This window comes from Streptomyces sp. NPDC102514 (assembly GCF_055584525.1).
Window position 1 is genome coordinate 60110 of the sequence record NZ_JBVJLW010000011.1, and the last position, 18351, is coordinate 78460.

An 18351-nucleotide genomic window follows, 5' to 3' on the forward strand; every position below is an offset into this window, starting at 1 on the left:
TGAACGACCATCCGGGTCCGAATCGAATATCCATGAGGAGCGCTGCCATGGCAGAGCCGCTGCCCGTCCTGGAGATGACGGGCATAGTCAAAGAGTTTCCGGGGGTTCGGGCTCTGTCGGGTGTCGACTTCCGGCTCTTCCCCGGCGAGATCCACGCCCTGCTCGGCGAGAACGGCGCCGGCAAGTCCACCCTCATCAAGGTGCTGACCGGGGTCTACTCCCTGGACGGCGGCACCGTCACCCTGAACGGCACGTCCGTACGGTTCCACAGCCCGTCGCAGGCCCAGCAGGCCGGGATCAGCACGGTCTACCAGGAGGTCAACCTCTGCCCCAACCTGTCTGTGGCGGAGAACATCTTCATCGGCCGCGAACCCACCCGCTTCGGCCGCATCCAGTGGAAGCGGCTGCGCCGCGAGGCCGCCGAGCTGGTCGACCGGCTCGGCCTCGACATCGACGTCGAGGCCCCGCTGTCCTCGTACCCGCTGGCCGTGCAGCAACTGGTCGCGATCGTACGGTCGGTGGGCACCGGCGACAGCGACGGCTCCGGGTCGGGCACCAAGGTGCTGATCCTCGACGAGCCGACCTCCAGCCTCGACCGCGACGAGGTGCTCGAACTCTTCGCCCTGATGCGGCGGTTGAAGGGCGAGGGCGTGGCGATCCTGTTCGTCTCGCACTTCCTCGACCAGATCTACGAGGTCTGCGACCGGATGACGGTCCTGCGCAACGGCGCCCTGGTGGGCGAGCACATGGTCCGCGACCTCGACCAGGTCGGCCTCGTCCAGCTGATGATCGGCAAGGCCCTGGACCAGCTGGAGGAGCTGCACGACCACCAACTCCACGCGGACGTGGGGGAGTCGCTGCTCACGGCCGACGGCGTCGGCCGGGCCGGCGGTATCGCCCCCTTCGACCTGGAGATCAAGAAGGGCGAGGTCATCGGACTCGCCGGACTGCTCGGCTCAGGCCGCACCGAACTGGCCCGGCTGCTCTTCGGCGCCGACCAGCCGGACACGGGCAAGGTCACCATCGGCGGCAAGCAGGTCTCGATGAGCGCCCCGAACGACGCCATCGCCGCGGGCGTCGCCTTCTGCTCGGAGAACCGCAAGACCGAAGGCCTCGTACCGGACCTGACCGTGCGGGAGAACATCATCCTCGCCCTGCAGGCCACCCGCGGCTGGACCCGGCCCATCCCGGTCGCCCAGCGCGACGAACTCGTCGCCAAGTACATCAAGGCCCTCGACATCCGGCCGGCCAACCCCGAGGCGAGGGTCGGCCAACTCAGCGGCGGCAACCAGCAGAAGGTGCTGCTCGCCCGCTGGCTGATCACGCAGCCGAAGCTGCTGATCCTGGACGAGCCGACGCGCGGCATCGACATCGGCGCGAAGGCCGAGATCCAGAAACTGGTGGTCTCGCTCTCCGAGGAAGGCATGGCCGTGCTGTACATCGCGGCCGAGCTGGAGGAGGTCCTGCGGCTCAGCCACACCATCGGCGTGCTGCGCGACCGCAAGCTCGTGGCCCAGCTGGCCAACGGGCCCGAGATCACCCCCACCCGGATCCTGGAGACCATCGCGAGCGGAGAGCACCAGTGACCACCACGCCCCGATGGCGAGCGCTGACCCGCCATCATCTGTTCTGGCCGGTCGCCGTGCTGGTCATCCTGCTGCTCGTCAACGTCCCGTTCACACCGGACTTCTTCTCGATCAGGATGACGGACGGTCACCTCTACGGCAGCCTCGTCTCGATCGTCCTGTTCGGCTCGCCCCTCATCCTGGTCGCCGTCGGCATGACCCTGGTCATCGCCACCGGCGGCATCGACCTGTCCGTCGGCGCGGTGGTCGCCATCACCGGCGCCCTGACCTGTTCGTACATCAGCGACCAGGCCGACCAGGACGCGCTCTCCGGAGTGCTCCTCGCGATGGGCATCGGACTGGCGGCCGCGGTCGTCTGCGGTCTCTGGAACGGCTTCCTGGTCGCCCGGATGGGCATCCAGCCGATCATCGCCACGCTGATCATCATGGTCGCCGGCCGCGGTGTCGCCCAGCTCATCACCGACGGACAGATCATCACCGTCAACAGCGAGCCGTACAAGCTGATCGGCGGCGGCTACTGGCTGACGCTGCCCTTCTCCATCTTCGTGGTGGCCGCCGTGGTCGCCGTCACCGTGGCACTGACCCGCCGCACGGCGCTCGGCCTGCTCGTGGAGTCGGTCGGCGGCAACGCCGAGGCCAGCCGCCTGGTCGGCATCCGCTCCCGCCGCATCAAGATCATGGTGTACGTGTTCTGCGCGCTGTGCGCCGGGATCGCGGGCCTCATGATCAGCTCCAACACCTCGGCCGCGGACGGCAACAACGCCGGTCTGTGGATCGAACTGGACGCGATCCTCGCCGTCGTCATCGGCGGTACGTCGCTGCTGGGCGGCCGGTTCTCCATCGGCGGCACGGTCGTCGGCGCGCTCGTCATCCAGACGCTCACCACCACGATCTACACCATCGGCGTGCCCACCCAGACCAACCTGGTCTTCAAGGCCGCCGTCGTCATCATCGTCTGCCTGATGCAGTCCCCGAAGTTCCGCGCCAAGGTGTTCGGCGGGGGTCGCTTCGGCGGACGGTTCGGCGGGAAGCGGGGCGCCGGGCAGGCCGCGGCCCCGGCGGACACCGCCACGACGCCCGAGACCGTACGCACGATGGAGGTCTCGTGATGACCACGACCACCCAGCAGCCCAAGGCGTCGGGCGGCAGCACGCCGAGCAGGGCGTCACGCGTCCTCGCCGACCGGCGCCTGCCCGTCCTGGTGACGGCCGGGCTCTTCCTCCTCATGTACGCCATCGGCCTCAGCCGGTACCAGAACTACGGGTTCGCCGAGACGCAGGTGTTCCTGAACCTGTTCATCGACAACGGCTACCTCCTGGTCGCGGCCGTCGGTGCCACCTTCGTGATCCTCTCCGGCGGCATCGACCTCTCCGTCGGCTCGGTCATCGGCTTCACCACCATGCTCACGGCGTGGCTGGTGGAGAAGCAGGGCCTGCCACTGGTGATCGTCATCCCCATCGCCCTGGGCGTGGGGGCCTTCGGCGGCTACCTCATGGGCTATGTGATCCAGAACTTCGAGATCCAGCCGTTCATCGTGACCCTCGCGGGACTGTTCCTCTTCCGTGGCCTGTGCCTGGTCATCAGCAAGGAGTCGATCTCCATCACCGACTCCTCGGTGAGCAGCATGGCCCAGGCGCAGGTGTCCGTGGGAGGCGGGTTCCTGTCGATCGGGGCGATCGTCTCGCTGGTGGTGCTGGCTGCGGCGTTCTACGTGCTGCACTACACGCGGTTCGGCCGGCGGGTGTACGCCGTCGGAGGCAACGAGCAGTCCGCGCTGCTGATGGGGCTGCCGCAGGGCGGTACGAAGATCGCGGTGTACACGATGAGCGGGTTCTGCTCCGCCCTGGCGGGGCTGTTGTTCACGCTGTACATCCAGTCCGGTGACCCGCTGCACGCGACGGGTCTCGAACTCGACGCGATCGCCGCGGTCGTCATCGGCGGGACGCTGCTGACGGGCGGGTCCGGGTATGTGGTGGGCACGTTGTTCGGTGTCCTCGTGCTCGGGCTGATCAAGAGTCTGATCCAGTTCGAGGGCACGTTGAGTTCGTGGTGGACGAAGATCGCCACGGGTGTGTTGCTGTGTGCGTTCATCCTGATCCAGCGGACGATGACGGCACGCCGTAAGGCGTAGGGCTCCGCCCCTGGCCCGTTGTTTTCGGGTGCGGCCCGGTGGGGGTTGCTCGCGCAGTTCCCCGCGCCCCCAGGCACCTGGGGGCGCGGGGAACTGCGCAATGGGGGGCGAGGGGGCGCAGCCCCCATACGTGGACGGGAACGGGTAGGGGCGGCGGGGGCGAATCCAATCCTGTCGGAACCGTTGACGTGTACAGGTCGCCTACCTATCTTCTGGTCGAAGTTACGTACGCCGTACGGTATTTCGAACGGTACGTCCACCAGAAGGGCACCCCCGTGTTCCGTACCAGGTACCTACTGACCCTCGCAGCAGCCCTGCTGACGCTGCTCGCCGCGACGGCCACCCACCCCACCGCCGCCGCGGAGGGCAGGCCGTACACGAACCCCGTCAAGGCGCAGAAGGGCGCCGACCCCTGGCTGGAGTACTACAACGGCAACTACTACCTGGTCACCACCTCGTTCACCGGCGTACTGACCATGCGCAAGTCACCCACCCTCGCCGGACTCGCCGCAGCGCCCAGCGTCCAGGTGTGGAGTGACACCACCGCCACCCGCAACACCAACTTCTGGGCGCCGGAACTGCACTTCCTGGGCGGTCGCTGGTACCTGTACTACTCCGCGGGACAGAGCGGCGTCGCCTGTTGCGACTCCCAGCGCACCTACGTCCTGGAGAGCGCCGGCGCCGACCCGATGGGCCCGTACACCTTCAAGAACCAGCTCACCGGCTCCAATCTCACGCCCGGCGGCTGGCTCATCGACGCCAGTGTGCTGAAGCAGGGCAGCAGCCTGTATCTCGTCGGCAGCGGGTTCGTCGGCGGAAGCACGCAGAGCCTGGTCATCGCGCCCATGAGCAACCCGTACACGCTCAGCAGTTCCACCTTCAGTGTCATCTCCAGTCCGACGCTGAGCTGGGAGACCCAGGGCAGTCCGGTCAACGAGGGCCCGGAGCCGCTGTATCGCAACGGGCGGACGTTCCTCACCTACTCCGCCAGCTCTTGCCAGACCGCCGACTACAAGCTCGGCCAGCTCGAACTCACGGGCAGCAACCCGCTTCTGGCGTCCTCCTGGACGAAGAAGCAGACCCCCGTCTTCCAGCGCAACGACGCGGCCGGTGTGTACGGGCCCGGCCACAACGGGTTCTTCACCTCGCCGGACGGCACCGAGAACTGGATCGTCTACCACGGCAACAACTCCGCGAGCGGCGGCTGCGGCAACGGCCGTACCACCCGCGCCCAGAAGTTCACCTGGAACGCCGACGGCACACCGAACTTCGGTACCCCGGCCGCACTGGGGACCACCCTCGCCGGCCCGGCCGGAGAGACCGCGGCGACCCCGACGGCGTACACCCTCGTCAACCGCAACAGCGGCAAGTGCCTGGACGTGGACGGTGGCGGTACCGCTGACGGCACCAACATCTTCCAGTGGACCTGCACCGGCGGCGCCAACCAGAAGTGGCGGATCGAGGATCTGGGCAACGACACCAGCCGTCTCGTCAACGTCGCCACCGGCAAGGTCATGGACACCGCCGACTGCTCCACCGCCGACGGCGCGGATCTGCGGCAGTGGTCCTGGCTGAACAACAACTGCCAGAAGTTCCGCCTCGTGTACACCGCCACCGGCGACTACACGCGGATCGTCAACGAGAGCACCGGCAAGGTCGCCGACGTCGCCGACTGCGGTACGGCGGACGGCGCGGACGTACGCCAGTGGACCTGGCTCAACAACACGTGCCAGCAGTGGCAGTTCAAGCCGACGACGTGAGCCCGGCGTCCGAGCCGCCACGTGAGCGAACCCATCCCGGGAGGGACACCGTGAGACGCACGATCACAAAGGTGGTGACGGCCCTGTTCGTCATCCTGGCCGCGCCGGCCTCCGGCATCGCCGAGGCCGCCGCCCCCGCCTCGCCCGCCGTCACCTACACCAACCCCGTCGCCGAACAGCGGGCCGACCCGCACATCTTCAAGCACACCGACGGCTACTACTACTTCACCGCGACCGTGCCCGCGTACGACAGGATCGTGATGCGCCGGGCCACCACGCTGCAGGGACTGTCCACGGCCGCCGAGACGACCATCTGGACCAAGCACGCCAGTGGTGACATGGGCGCGCACATCTGGGCGCCCGAGATCCACTACATCGGCGGTAAGTGGTACGTCTATTTCGCCGCCGGGTCGACCAGCGACATCTGGAAGATCCGGCCGTACGTCCTGGAGACCGGCGCGGCCAATCCGCTGACCGGGACCTGGACCGAGAAGGGCCGTATCGCCCTCCCGCTCGACACCTTCTCGCTCGACGCGACGACCTTCACCGTCGGCAGCACGCGCTATCTGAGCTGGGCGCAGAACGACCCGGCGGTCGGTGACGGCACCAACATCTACCTGGCCAGACTGTCCAACCCCTGGACCGTCAGCGGCAGTCCGGTCATGATCTCCCGGCCCACCAACGCCTGGGAGAAGGTCGGGCACACCGTCAACGAGGGCCCGGCGGTCATCCAGCGCGGCGGCAAGGTCTTCATGACCTTCTCGGCGAGCGCCACCGACAGCAACTACTGCCTGGGCCTGCTGACCGCCTCCGCCTCCGCCGACCTGATGAACGCGGCCTCCTGGGTGAAGACGGCCGGCCCGGTCTTCACCAGCAACGCGGCCACCGGCCAGTACGGGCCGGGCCACAACACCTTCACCACGTCCGAGGACGGCAGGTCCGACGTCCTCGTCTACCACGACCGCAACTACAAGGACATCAGCGGCGACCCGCTCAACGACCCCAACCGGCGCACCCGCTACCAGAAGCTGTACTGGAACGCCGACGGCACACCCAACTTCGGCATCCCGGTGGCCGACGGTGTCACTCCGGTCCGCTTCTCCTCGTACAACTTCCCCGACCGGTTCATCCGGCACTGGGAGTACCGGGCGAAGATCGAGCCGAACGTCACCAACCTCGCCGACTCGCAGTTCCGCGTGGTGACCGGGCTCGCCGGTACCGGGACCGTCTCGCTCGAATCGGCGAACTTCCCCGGTTACTACCTCCGCCACCGCGGCAACGGCGAGGTGTGGGTGGACAAGAGCGACGGGAGTACGGCCTTCAAGGGCGACGCGAGTTTCTACCGGCGGGCCGGTCTGGCCGACGCGGCGGCGGGCGTCTCCTTCGAGTCGTACAACGTGGCGGGCAGTTACGTCCGGCACTACGAGTACCTGCTCGTCACGCAGCCCGCCGACACGGCGACGGCCAGGGCGGACGCGACGTTCTACGCCGAGTGACGCACTGACGAACGGTTCGGCGCCGCCCGCTTCAGTGTCGCGCGGTGAGGATGCTGAGCGCGTTGGCGGCGACGACCGCGCCGACGGCGGCCCACTCCACAGGACCCAGGTTCTGGCCCAGGACGACCCAGCCGACCAGTCCGGCCAGGACCGGGTTCACGCTCATGAAGAGACCGAAAGCCGCGGCGGGGACGCGGCGCAGGGTGAACATGTCCGCCAGGTACGGCACCGCGGAGGCGAGCACGCCCGCCGCGACGGCGTACCCCAGAGCCGTGGGGGTCGGCGGGTTCCGGAGTGCGAGGACGATGCCGACCGGCAGGAACATCAGCGCGGAGACGGCCGCCGCGGCGGCGGAGCCCTGCGCTCCGGGGACGCGGCGGCCCACCGTGCGGTTGAGCAGGATGTACGAGGCCCAGCAGACCGCGGCGAGCAGCCCGAGGCCCATACCGAGATAGTCCGCCGACGGCTGGGGGCGCATCAGGGTGACGACGCCCGCCGCGGCGACCAGCGCGCAGCAGGCGTCGATCCGCCGGCGCGCGGCGGACAGCGCGATGGCGAGCGGGCCGAGGAACTCCAGGGTCACCGCAAGCCCGAGCCCGATGCGGTCGATGGCGGTGTAGAGGGACAGGTTCATCGTCCCGAACACCAGGGCCAGCAGCAGGACCGGCCACCACTGGTGCCGGGTGAACGAGCGCAGCGGCGGCCTGGCGACCGCGAACAGGGCGATCGCGGCCACGTACTGGCGCACCGCGACGACACCGAGGGGGCCGAGGACGGGGAAGGCCAGCGAACCGATCGCCGCGCCGGTCTGATTGGACAGACCACTGCCGAGCAGGGTGAGCAGCGCTGCCGTGCGCCCGCCCCCGGGCGCCGGAGTCGTGGGCGCCGCGGGCGTGTGCCGCGCGGTCGTCGGGGCGGGCGCGGACGTAGGCGAAGGCGCGGAGGCTGCGTGCATGCTCCGATGCTGCGTCGGTCGCACGCATACGCAAAATGCATCAGCCGTTCGATCTATACGCTTGAGTAATGGATGTGGAACTGCGGCAGTTGCGCTGTCTCGTCGCGATCGTCGACGAGGGCGGCTTCACCGACGCGGCCATCGCCCTCGGTGTCTCCCAGGCGGCGGTGTCGCGCACCCTGGCATCGCTCGAACGCGCCCTGGAGGTAAGGCTGTTGCGGCGTACCTCCAGGGAGGTGACCCCGACGGCGACGGGCCTGCGCGTGGTGGCGCACGCCCGGCGGGTGCTCGGCGAGGTGGAGGGCCTGGTCCGGGAGGCCGCCTCGGGCCAGTCCTCACTGCGGATCGGCTATGCCTGGTCGGCGCTCGGCCGCCACACGCTGGCCTTCCAGCGCGCCTGGGCGACCGCACACCCCGCGACGGAACTGGAACTGGTCCGCGCCAACTCCGCGACCGCCGGGCTGGCCGAGGGCACGTGTGAACTGAGCGTCGTACGGCGGCCGTTGGACGAACGCCGCTTCGACTCGGTCATCGTCGGCCTGGAACGGCGGCTGTGCGCCATGGCCTCCGACGACCCGCTGGCCCGGCGCCGTTCGGTCCGGCTGGCCGACCTCGCCGGACGCACCCTGCTCGTCGACCGGCGGACCGGGACCACCACGACGGAACTGTGGCCGCCGGACGCCCGCCCGGAGACCAGGGACTCCCATGACATCGACGACTGGCTGACCACGATCTCCACGGGCCGGTACGTCGGGATGACCGCGGAGTCGACCGCGCACCAGTATCCGCGGCCCGGGGTCGTGTACCGGCCGGTCCGGGACGCCGAGCCGATCGCGGTCCGCCTCGCCTGGTGGCGCGACGACCCGCACCCGGCGGCCCCGGCGGTGACCGAACTGCTCACGGCCCTCTACCGGGCGGGTTGAACCGGCCGAGCCCCGTCAGGGGCGCGGGGAACTGCGCGACCAGCCCCCCACGGACCCGCGGTCAAGGACGAAACCTTTACGGGGCCCCTCAAGTGGTGTCGCGAACCAACGGGATCATCAGCGTGAACGTCGTCGCCCCCGGCCGGCTCCGCACGTCAATCGTGCCGCCGTGGGCCCGGACCAGGGAGCGGGCCACCGCGAGGCCCAGCCCGCTGCCGCCACGGTCCCGGCTGCGGGCCTTGTCGATGCGGAAGAAGCGGTCGAAGACGTGCTCCTGGTCGGCGGCCGGGATACCGGGACCGGAGTCGGTGACCCGCACGACGGCCGAGCCGGCGGCGACGGACACCTCCACGGAGACCTCGGTCCCGGTCGGGGTGTGCACGGCGGCGTTGGTGAGGAGGTTGTCGAGGACCTGCCGGACACGCAGGACGTCGACCCGCAGCCGCACCGGGCCGGGGCCCGCCGTGACGGTGAGCGGATGGTCCGCGTGGGTGGCCCGGAAGGCGTCCGCGGCCTGCCGTACCAGCTCCGCGAGGTCCGCGTCCTCCAGGCGCAGCGGCGCTTCCACCTCGGCGGCGTCGAGGCGGGCGAGGAGCAGCAGGTCGTCGAGGAGCACACCCATCCGGGCGGCCTCGGCGCGCAGCCTGGCCAGGTGCTTGTCCCGCTCGCCGGGCTCGTTGGCCGCCGCGTACTGGAAGAGGTCCGCGTAACCGCGTACCGACATCAGGGGCGTACGCAGCTCGTGCGACGCGTCCGCGACGAAGCGGCGCAGCCGCTGCTCGGCCTCCGTGCGGACGGCGAGGGAGTCGTCGATGTGCTCCAGCATGGTGTTGAACGCGGTGCGCAGCTCCTCGACCTCCGGGCCGCCGTTGCCGCGGTCGGCGCGCACCGGCAGCCGGGCCGAGTCGGTGAAGTCGTGCGAGGTGATGCCGCGGGCGGTGTGCGCCATGTCGCTGAGCGGCTGCAGGCCCCGGCGCAGCACCGCGCGCCCGAACACCACGAGGCCGAGCAGCGCGAGGGCGAACGCGACGACCTGGACCGTGACGAGCTGGTCCATGGTGTCCTCGATGTCCTCCAGCGGCGCCGCGGTGACCAGGACGACACCCTGGCCGATCTTGCAGGCGCGCAGCCGGTACGCGCCCTCGTCCTCGATGCGTGTGGTGTGGGACATCTCCGTCGCCCCCGCCCGGGCCAGCGACTCGGCGAAGGAGGTCAGCTCGACGGTGTCCTTCGGCACGTCACTGGGCTTGCGCAGGACGGCCGAGTCGCCCGAGACGTCGTACACCGCGGTGTACCAGCCGTAGTAGGGCCGGCGCTCCACCGTGCCGTGCGCCTGGGCGTCCTTGGACTGGGTGGTCTGGACGAGCTTCATCTGGTCGTTGAGCTGGCGTTCCAGATAGTCCCGCATGTACGTGGACAGCGCGGTGCCGACCACGGCGAACACGACCAGCGACAGCACGCCCATGCCGAGCGCGAGCCGGGTGCCGAGGCGGAGCCTGCGATAGGTGTCGCGGAGCCGGCCGATCACGCGGTGACCTGCCGGACGACGTGGCCGACGCCTTGCACGGTGGGCATCGGCCGCGGCCCGGCCCTGTCGGTGCCCTCGGTGCCCTCGGTGTCGCCGTGGTCGCCGTCGAGCGTGCGGCGCAGGCGGCTGATGACCGGCTCCACCACGTTCGAGCGGCCCCCGAAGAGGCCGGCGATGGGCGGATCGTCGTCCACGACCGACAGTCGTACCTTTTTCACGTACCCATACTGCTTCATCCCGCTGCCTGGCCCATGGCCGAGGGCGCGCCGAGCCCGGATCGACAGGCACTTGAAAGCCCGGTGACAGGAGAACGACAGCTCGGTCCCGGCAGGCGCGGTCATCGGCGATGCCCTCTCGACCGTCCTGCCCGTGCACGTGCCGGGGTGCGGCTCTGCGGGCCGCCTCGATCCGTCCCAACGTGGCCTGCGGTAGGGGGAGTTAGGGGTCGGAACCCGGTGCCGGGGCAGGGCGCGGGGTGCGACAGTGGTGCCTGCGGCCCGATGGGTGCCGTGGCGTGCTCATGTGACGCGGGTACGGGGAAGAGGCGGGATCAAATTGAACGTGCGGGCCGGTGTGGTGGCTGCCGTGCGGGGCCTGGGCCTGGCGCTGTTGTCGGTGCTCTGTTCGCTGGTGCTGTTCTGTCTGTCGATGGTCTCCCTCGCTCTGCTGCCGGTCGGAATGGGGTTGCTCACCACGCCGTGGCTGACACGCCAGGTGCGGGCCAACGCGGACCTGCGGCGGCGACTCGCCGGCCAGTGGTGCGGCGTGGACATCGAGACGCCCTACCGGCCGGTGCCGCCGGTGGAGAACGGACTGGTCGGGCAGGTGCAGCGCTGCCGCTGGCTGCTGAAGGACCCGGCCACCTGGCGGGACCTGGCCTGGCTGATCGTCGACCCGATCGCGGGGTTCGCACTGGGCATCCTCGCGCTGGGACTGGTGGGCTACGGGTTGCTGGGCCCCGTGCTGGCGGCCGGCCTGTGGCGGCCGCTGCGCGACGTGGGCTACTGGTACGGGTTCGTCCCGGTGGACGACCAGCTCAGCGCCCTGGCGGCGGCGGGTCTCGGAGCGGTGCTGATCGTGCTGGGGCTGCGCTACGACCCCGCGATCCTGCGCGTGCACGGGTTGCTCACCCGGGTGTTCCTCGCGCCCGACCGCGAACGTGTCCTCCAGATGCGTATCGAACGGCTCCAGAATTCCAGGGCGGACGCGGTGGACGTGTCCGCGGCCGAACTGCGCCGCATCGAGCGGGATCTGCACGACGGGGCGCAGGCTCGGCTGGTCGCGGTGGGGATGAGCCTCGGCACGATCGAGCATCTCCTGCGTACGAACCCGGAGAAGGCCGCGCAGTTGGTGGCGGAGACCCGCAGGTCCTCGGTGGAGGCGCTGGAGGAACTGCGGCAGCTGGTGCGGGGCATCCATCCGCCGGTGCTCGCCGAGCGGGGACTGGGGGACGCGGTGCGGGCGCTGGCACTGCGCAGCCCGGTGCGGTGCGAGGTCGGTATCGAGCCGATCGGGCGGATGGCCGCGCCGGTGGAGGCGGCCGCGTACTTCTCGGTGTCGGAGATGCTCACCAACGTGGCCAAGCACGCGCGAGCGGAGCGCGTGTGGATCGACATGCGCCACGAGGAGGGGATGCTGCGGGTCACGGTGACCGACGACGGCAGGGGCGGCGCGGACCCGGCGGCGGGCAGCGGGCTGGCGGGCCTGGAGCGACGGCTCGGCGCCTTCGACGGAATCCTCGCCGTGCACAGCCCGGCGGGAGGTCCCACCACCGCCACCATCGAGTTGCCCTGCGAGGTGCTGACCGGACCGTCCTGACCGGGTCACCCGCCCCGGCCGGTGTTTCCCTGTCCCGACTGGTGTCACCTGTCCCTGCCGGTGCCCTCCGCCGGGAGCCGGTCAGGCCGCGGGGCGGGTGGCACCGGAGGCGCGCTCACGCCGCAGCGGACACACACCCGCGCCACGGCACCGCACGCGCTCACCCCTCCGCGGGCAGAATCAGCCGGGAGATCTCGGCGATGACCTCGTTCGCGCGCGGCGTCAGATAGAAGTGATTGCCGCGGAAGACGCGCAGGGCGAACGTGCCTTCGGTGTGGGCACGCCAGCAGTCCGCCTCCTCCACCGTGGTCAGCGGATCCTCGTCCCCCACGAAGGCATGGACCTGGCACGCCACACGCGCGGTGCCGGCCGGCCGGTAGGTCTCGATGGCCCGGTAGTCGGCCCGCAGGGTCGGCAGGACCAGGCTGCGGATCTCGGGATCGGCGAAGACGGCCGGGTCGGTGCCGTCGAGCGCCTTGACGGAGGCGATCAGCGCCTCGTCGTCCTCCAGGTGGACCGTCTCACCGCGGAACCGGGACGGTGCACGCCGGCCGGAGACGATGAGCCCGGCCGGGGACACGCCCAGTTCCCCCTCCATCAGCCGCGCCACCTCGAAGGCGATCGAGGCGCCCATGCTGTGGCCGAACAGCCAGGTCCGGTCGAGGCCCTCCCGCGGGAGTTCACGGAAGGCGTGCGCGGCGAGGGCGTGGATGTCGGTGACGGGCGGTTCCGTGTGCCGGTCCTGACGCCCCGGGTACTGGACGGCGAGGACCTCGACCTTCCCGGAGAGCGCTCGCGAGACGGGGAAGTAGTAGTTCGCCGCGCCGCCCGCGTGCGGGAAGCAGACCATCCGCGGGACCGTCCGGTCCGACGGATGGAAATCGCGGATCCACTTCGAGGCGCTGTAAGGGGAAGTGACAGACATCAATCAATCCTTGGATCGGGCCGACTGAAGCCTCCGCCTCAGGCCTGTCCAGTCTTCACGCCGCCCAGCACGCACGGAAGCCCTTAGACGCCCCTAACAACCGGGTTGTTAGGGGCCGCGAGGGTCGGTCACCTGCGAAGGACCCCTGACGGGGCGGTCGACGACCGAGTTCGGTGCGGTGCGGAAACAGGGGTCCGGGTCCTTCCGGGACGGCCGGACACGATAGGGGGGATCAGGGGTTGGGGCCCCTCATCACCCTGCGTAGCGTTCCCGGCAAGCGCGCGTCGAGGTGATCGACGCCTTTCGACCAGGGGTGGCTTTGTGGGAGACCAGGAGAAGCTACTTGACTACCTCAAACGCGCGACCACGGACTTGCGCGCAGCTCGCAGACGCATCGCGGAGATCGAGCACCGTGATCGCGAACCCATCGCCGTCGTCGCGATGGCGTGCCGCTACCCGGGAGGCGTGACCTCGCCCGAGGGTCTGTGGGACCTGGTGGACAAGGGGGTCGACGCGGTGTCGGACTTCCCCGTCGACCGCGGCTGGGACGTCGACGACCTGTACGACCCCGAACCGGGCAAGCCCGGGAAGTCGGCGGCCCGCGAAGGCGGATTCCTGTACGACGCGGGCGACTTCGATGCCGAACTCTTCGGGATCAGCCCGCGCGAGGCCGCCGAGATCGACGCCCAGCAGCGCCTGCTGCTGGAGGTGTCGTGGGAGGTTCTGGAGCGCGCGGGTATCGACCCCACCACGCTGAAGGGCAGCCCCACCGGTGTGTTCGCCGGCGTGATGTACCACGACTACGCGGGCGGCAGCAACGGCGGCAGCCTCGTCTCGGGCCGGGTCGCCTACACGCTGGGACTGGAAGGTCCCGCGGTGACCCTCGACACCGCCTGCTCCTCGTCGCTGGTCGCCCTGCACATGGCGATCCAGTCACTGCGTTCGGGGGACAGCTCCCTCGCGCTCGCCGGTGGGGTGACGGTGATGTCGACCCCCGAGATGTTCGTCTACTTCAGCGAACAGCGAGGCATGGCGGCGGACGGCCGCTGCAAGTCCTTCGACGTCTCCGCCAATGGCATCGGGTGCTCCGAGGGGGCCGGAATGCTGCTGCTGGAGCGGCTGTCCGACGCCCGCCGCAACGGCCACCCCGTACTCGCGGTCGTCCGCGGCACGGCGGTCAACCAGGACGGCGCGAGCAACGGCCTCACCGCACCCAACGGCCCCGCCCAGCAGCGCGTGATCAACCAGGCCCTGACCAACGCGGGCCTGTCGGCGGCCGACGTGGACGTCATCGAGGCACATGGCACCGGTACGACCCTGGGCGACCCGATCGAGGCACAGGCCCTGCTGGCGACCTACGGGCAGGGGCGGACCGAGTCGCTGTGGCTGGGGTCCATCAAGTCGAACATGGGGCACACCCAGGCCGCGGCCGGCGTGGCGGGCATCATCAAGATGGTGCAGGCCCTGCGCCACGACACGATGCCCCGCACGCTGCACGTGGCCGAGCCGACTCCGCAGGTGGACTGGGAGGCGGGCGACGTCCGGCTGCTGACCGAGGCGCGGCAGTGGCCGCCGGGTGAGCGACCCCGGCGTGCGGGTGTGTCGTCCTTCGGGATCAGCGGCACCAACGCCCACGTCATCATCGAGGAGGCGCCCGCGGTCGAGGAAGAACCCGTGGAGCGCCGGGAGTTGCCCGTCGTTCCCCTGGTGCTCTCGGCGAGGACGCCCGCGGCGCTTCAGGCCCAGCTCGACCGGATGGCCGCCGTCGACGCGGACGCGCTGGACGTGGCGTACTCGGCCGCGACGGGCCGGGCCGCTCTGGAACACCGTGCGGTACGGGTCGGTTCCGAGACCGTGATCGGCTCGGTCACCGAGGGCAAGCTGGCCTTCCTGTTCACCGGACAGGGCAGTCAGTGGGTCGGTATGGGCCGGGAACTGTACGAGACGTTCCCGGTGTTCGCCGCGGCGTTCGACGAGGTCTGTGCCCTGCTCGACGTGCGTGAGGTGATGTGGCACGACGAAGAGGCCCTCGGCCGGACCGAGTTCACCCAGCCCGCGATCTTCGCCCTTGAGGTGGCCCTCTTCCGGCTCGTGGAGTCGTGGGGCATCAGGCCGGACCTGCTGGCCGGGCATTCCATCGGAGAGCTGGCCGCCGCCCACGTCGGCGGTGTGCTCACTCTGGAGGACGCGGCTCGGCTGATCGAGGCACGGGGCCGGCTCATGCAGCAACTGCCGCCCGGCGGGGCGATGGTGGCGGTCCAGGCGGCGGAGGAGGAGGTCGCCCCGCTCCTCACGGAAGGAGTGGGCGTCGCCGCCGTCAACACGCCCGACTCCGTGGTCATCTCGGGTGCCGAGGAAGCGGTGTCCGCGGTCGTCGCCCTGTTCATCGGTCGCAGGACGAGCCGGCTCAAGGTGTCGCACGCGTTCCACTCGCCTCTGATGGACCCGATGCTGGAGGACTTCCGCAAGGTCGCCGAGAGCGTCACGTACCACGAGCCGGTCATCCACCTGACCAAGGACGTGGGATCGGCGGAGTACTGGCTGCGGCACGTACGGGACACGGTGCGGTTCGCCGACGACGTCCGTGACCTGCACGACCGGGGCGTCACGCGGTTCCTGGAGATCGGGCCGGACAGCGTGCTGACGGCGATGGCCGGACAGAGCGCCGACGGCACGATGGCCGCCACGCAGCGCCGCGACCGTCCCAGCACGGAGAGCCTGTTCACCGGAGTCGGACGGCTGTTCGCCGCCGGTGTGCCGGTCGACTGGAACGCCGTGTTCGAAGGACGCGGAGCGCGGCGCGTGGACCTGCCGACGTACCCCTTCCAGCACAAGCGCTACTGGCGCACGACGGAGAAGAGTCTCGCCTCCGCCGGGCTGGAGTCCGTGGAGCACCCCCTGCTGGGTGCGGGCATCGCCCTCCCCGACGGGGGCGGCACCGTGTTCACCGGCCGGCTCGCCCCGGCCACCCAGCCCCGGCTCGTCGACCACGACGCACTCGGCGTGCTGGTGGTGCCCGGGGAAGTGTTCCTGGAACTGGCCCTGTTCGCCGCCGAGCGCACGGACCGCGGCCGCGTCGAGGAACTCGACGTCCACGTGCCGTTGGTCCTGGCCGACCTCGAAGACGTCGTGACGCTGCGCGTACTCGCCGACGAGGCAGGCACCGTCAGCGTGTACGCGCGACGCGACGCCCATGACCCCTGGGTGAAACACGCCACCGGCACGCTGGCCGCCGACACCGCCCAGGCCGTCTGGGCGCGCGACGACGAGACGTACGCCGCGGTGCTCGACGCCGCCGCCCGGGCCGCCGTCCTCTCGTCCGACGGCGGCCGGACGCTGGCCCACGCGTGGCGTGGCGTGTCCGTGCGGCTGGACGCCGAAGGACATCCGGTCCTGTCGGTGGACTCGGTCGAGACCCGCCGGATCACCACCGAAGAGGCCCGCGCACATTCCGGTGGCCGTGAGCCGCTCTTCCACCTCGACTGGGTCCCCGCCCCGGCATCCGCCGCCGAGACCCCCGCACATTCCCTGTACGAGTGCCCGCCGCCGGCCGAGGCGACACCGGAAGGCTTCCGTGCGCTCACGGGGCAGGTACTCGCCCACCTCCAGCAGTGGCTGACCGACGAGCAGTCCGCGTCCACCAGACTCGTCGTCGTCACCCGTGGTGCGGTCGACGGCAGCGACCTCGGGCATGCGGCGGTGTGGGGCCTGGTGCGTGCCGCGGAATCCGAGCACCCCGGCCGGTTCGTCCTGCTGGACCTCGACGCCGACGCCGAACTGCCCGAGGAGGCACTGCGCCTCGACGAGCCCGAGATCGCCGTCCGCGACGGGGTGATCCGGGTCGCGAGGCTGGCCCGCGTCCCGGCGACGGGCGGGGGAGTCCCCGAGTGGGGCTCGCACGGCACGGTCCTGATCACCGGCGGGCTGAACGGACTCGGCGCCCTGACCGCCCGGCACCTCGCCGCCGCGCACGGCGTGAAGCGCCTCCTGCTGACCAGCCGGCGGGGCATGGACACACCGGGCGCGGCCGAACTGGTCGCGGAACTCGCCGAGTCGGGCGCCGAGGTCGAGGTGGCGGCCTGTGACGTCACGGACCGGGACGCCCTGGCGGCGCTGCTGTCCGAACATCCCCTGACGGCCGTGGTGCACTCGGCCGGCGTGCTGGACGACGCGCTGATCGCGGCGCTGACCCCCGAACGGCTGGACGCCGTCATGCGGCCGAAGGTCGACGCCGCCTGGCACCTGCACGAACTCACCCGAGACCACGACCTCTCGGCGTTCGTGATCTTCTCCTCCGTGGCCGGCACACTCGGCGGCACCGGACAGGGCAACTACGCCGCGGCGAACGCCTGGCTGGACGCCCTCGCCCGGCACCGCGCCTCCCGGGGACTGCCCGCGCTGACCCTGGGCTGGGGCCCCTGGACCGAGGTCGGCGGCATGGCCGACCGGCTGGACGACGCCGAACTGCAGCGGCTGAGCCGCTCCGGAATGCCACCGCTGTCCCCGGACGAGGGACTGGCGCTGCTGGACGCCGCGCTGCTGTCCGGCCGGCCCCCGGTGATGCTCCCGGTCCGGTTCGACCTGGCGACGATGCGCACGCAGGCCGAGTCGGGAACGCTCTCCGCCGTCTTCGGCGGGCTGGTACGTGTGCAGGCACGCCGGACCTCCGGCGGCAGGGCGTCGTGGGAACGGCTCGCCGGGATGGACGACGCGGACCGGAAGAAGTTCCTGTTGGGGCTGGTACGCGGCCATGTCGCCCAGGTCCTCGGACACGGTGGTGCCGACGACGTGGAACCGCACCGCGCACTGAACGAACTCGGCCTCACCTCTCTGGGAGCCGTCGAACTGCGCAACGGACTCAACGCCGACAGCGGACTGTCACTGCCTCCGACCCTGGCCTACGACTATCCGACCTGCCTGGCCATCGCCGAGTTCCTGTACGACGGGCTGCGGCCGGGCGAGGCGGCCGCAGCCGCACCGCTGCTCGCCGAGCTGGCCCGGCTGGAGGCCGCCGTGGCCGAACTCGCGTCGGACGACGAGGCGCACGCCAAGGTCACCGCCCGGCTCGAGGCACTGTCGCGGCGGGCCAGGGACGCCCGGAGCGGAACGGACGAGCCGGTCGCCGACCTCGTGCCCGAATCGGACGAGGAGCTCTTCGAGGTGCTGAACAAGGAACTGGGCCTGCTCTGACGGACCCGGCCTCCGCTTGTGAACTTCACGGATGGGTTG

At 70.5% G+C, this 18351-nt stretch carries 11 protein-coding genes and 1 pseudogene; 8 read left to right on the forward strand and 4 right to left on the reverse strand.

The window, feature by feature from the left end; translation table 11 throughout:
* Positions 1 to 47 precede the first annotated feature (47 nt).
* From ACZ60E_RS26500 to ACZ60E_RS26520, 5 genes are all read left to right on the forward strand, one after another.
* Positions 48 to 1586, forward strand: coding sequence for a sugar ABC transporter ATP-binding protein (locus tag ACZ60E_RS26500; protein WP_469443640.1), 1539 nt, complete (start codon positions 48 to 50; stop codon positions 1584 to 1586).
* Positions 1583 to 2695 carry an ABC transporter permease gene (locus ACZ60E_RS26505; RefSeq protein ID WP_469443642.1) on the forward strand — a complete coding sequence of 371 codons (1113 nt, stop codon included), beginning with the start codon at positions 1583 to 1585 and terminating at the stop codon, positions 2693 to 2695. Before ACZ60E_RS26500 ends, ACZ60E_RS26505 begins: the two co-directional genes overlap by 4 nt.
* On the forward strand, positions 2695 to 3717 hold the full coding sequence (yjfF, locus tag ACZ60E_RS26510) for a galactofuranose ABC transporter, permease protein YjfF (RefSeq protein WP_384807278.1): 1023 nt from the start codon (positions 2695 to 2697) through the stop codon (positions 3715 to 3717). The genes ACZ60E_RS26505 and yjfF overlap by 1 nt, the downstream gene beginning before the upstream one ends.
* 275 nt (positions 3718 to 3992) lie before the next feature.
* Entirely contained in the window at positions 3993 to 5477 is a 1485-nt protein-coding gene (locus tag ACZ60E_RS26515; protein ID WP_469443644.1) for a family 43 glycosylhydrolase, read from the forward strand.
* A 50-nt stretch (positions 5478 to 5527) separates the two neighbouring features.
* The gene (locus tag ACZ60E_RS26520) at positions 5528 to 6973 is read left to right on the forward strand and encodes a family 43 glycosylhydrolase (protein ID WP_469443646.1); all 1446 of its coding nucleotides are present in this window, start codon (positions 5528 to 5530) and stop codon (positions 6971 to 6973) included.
* A 31-nt stretch (positions 6974 to 7004) separates the two neighbouring features.
* On the opposite strand, the gene ACZ60E_RS26525 is transcribed toward ACZ60E_RS26520, so the two are convergent.
* Positions 7005 to 7928, reverse strand: coding sequence for an EamA family transporter (locus ACZ60E_RS26525; protein WP_469443647.1), 924 nt, complete (start codon positions 7926 to 7928; stop codon positions 7005 to 7007).
* A gap of 68 nt (positions 7929 to 7996) precedes the next feature.
* Here ACZ60E_RS26525 and ACZ60E_RS26530 point away from each other — a divergent pair, with 68 nt between their 5' ends.
* Positions 7997 to 8851 (forward strand): LysR family transcriptional regulator, encoded by an 855-nt coding sequence (locus ACZ60E_RS26530; RefSeq protein ID WP_385839086.1) that lies wholly within the window; start codon positions 7997 to 7999, stop codon positions 8849 to 8851.
* Positions 8852 to 8939: 88 nt separating this feature from the next.
* On the opposite strand, the gene ACZ60E_RS26535 is transcribed toward ACZ60E_RS26530, so the two are convergent.
* Both ACZ60E_RS26535 and ACZ60E_RS26540 read right to left on the reverse strand, forming a co-directional pair.
* Complete coding sequence (locus ACZ60E_RS26535; protein ID WP_384807271.1) at positions 8940 to 10379, reverse strand: sensor histidine kinase; 1440 nt, start codon at positions 10377 to 10379, stop codon at positions 8940 to 8942.
* Positions 10376 to 10597, reverse strand: a complete 222-nt coding sequence (locus ACZ60E_RS26540) for a hypothetical protein (RefSeq protein WP_469443651.1) — start codon at positions 10595 to 10597, stop codon at positions 10376 to 10378. The genes ACZ60E_RS26535 and ACZ60E_RS26540 overlap by 4 nt, the downstream gene beginning before the upstream one ends.
* 337 nt (positions 10598 to 10934) lie before the next feature.
* Here ACZ60E_RS26540 and ACZ60E_RS26545 point away from each other — a divergent pair, with 337 nt between their 5' ends.
* On the forward strand, positions 10935 to 12197 hold the full coding sequence (locus ACZ60E_RS26545; RefSeq protein ID WP_453794745.1) for a sensor histidine kinase: 1263 nt from the start codon (positions 10935 to 10937) through the stop codon (positions 12195 to 12197).
* 160 nt (positions 12198 to 12357) lie between these two features.
* Here ACZ60E_RS26545 and ACZ60E_RS26550 read toward each other — a convergent pair whose 3' ends face one another.
* A complete protein-coding gene (locus ACZ60E_RS26550) occupies positions 12358 to 13122 on the reverse strand; it encodes a thioesterase II family protein (protein WP_469443653.1) in 765 nt (254 codons plus the stop codon).
* Between the two features lie 363 nt (positions 13123 to 13485).
* On the opposite strand from ACZ60E_RS26550, the pseudogene ACZ60E_RS26555 reads away from it, so the two are divergent.
* Positions 13486 to 18312 (forward strand): annotated as a pseudogene (locus ACZ60E_RS26555) (type I polyketide synthase); the annotation flags it as partial.
* Positions 18313 to 18351 lie beyond the last annotated feature (39 nt).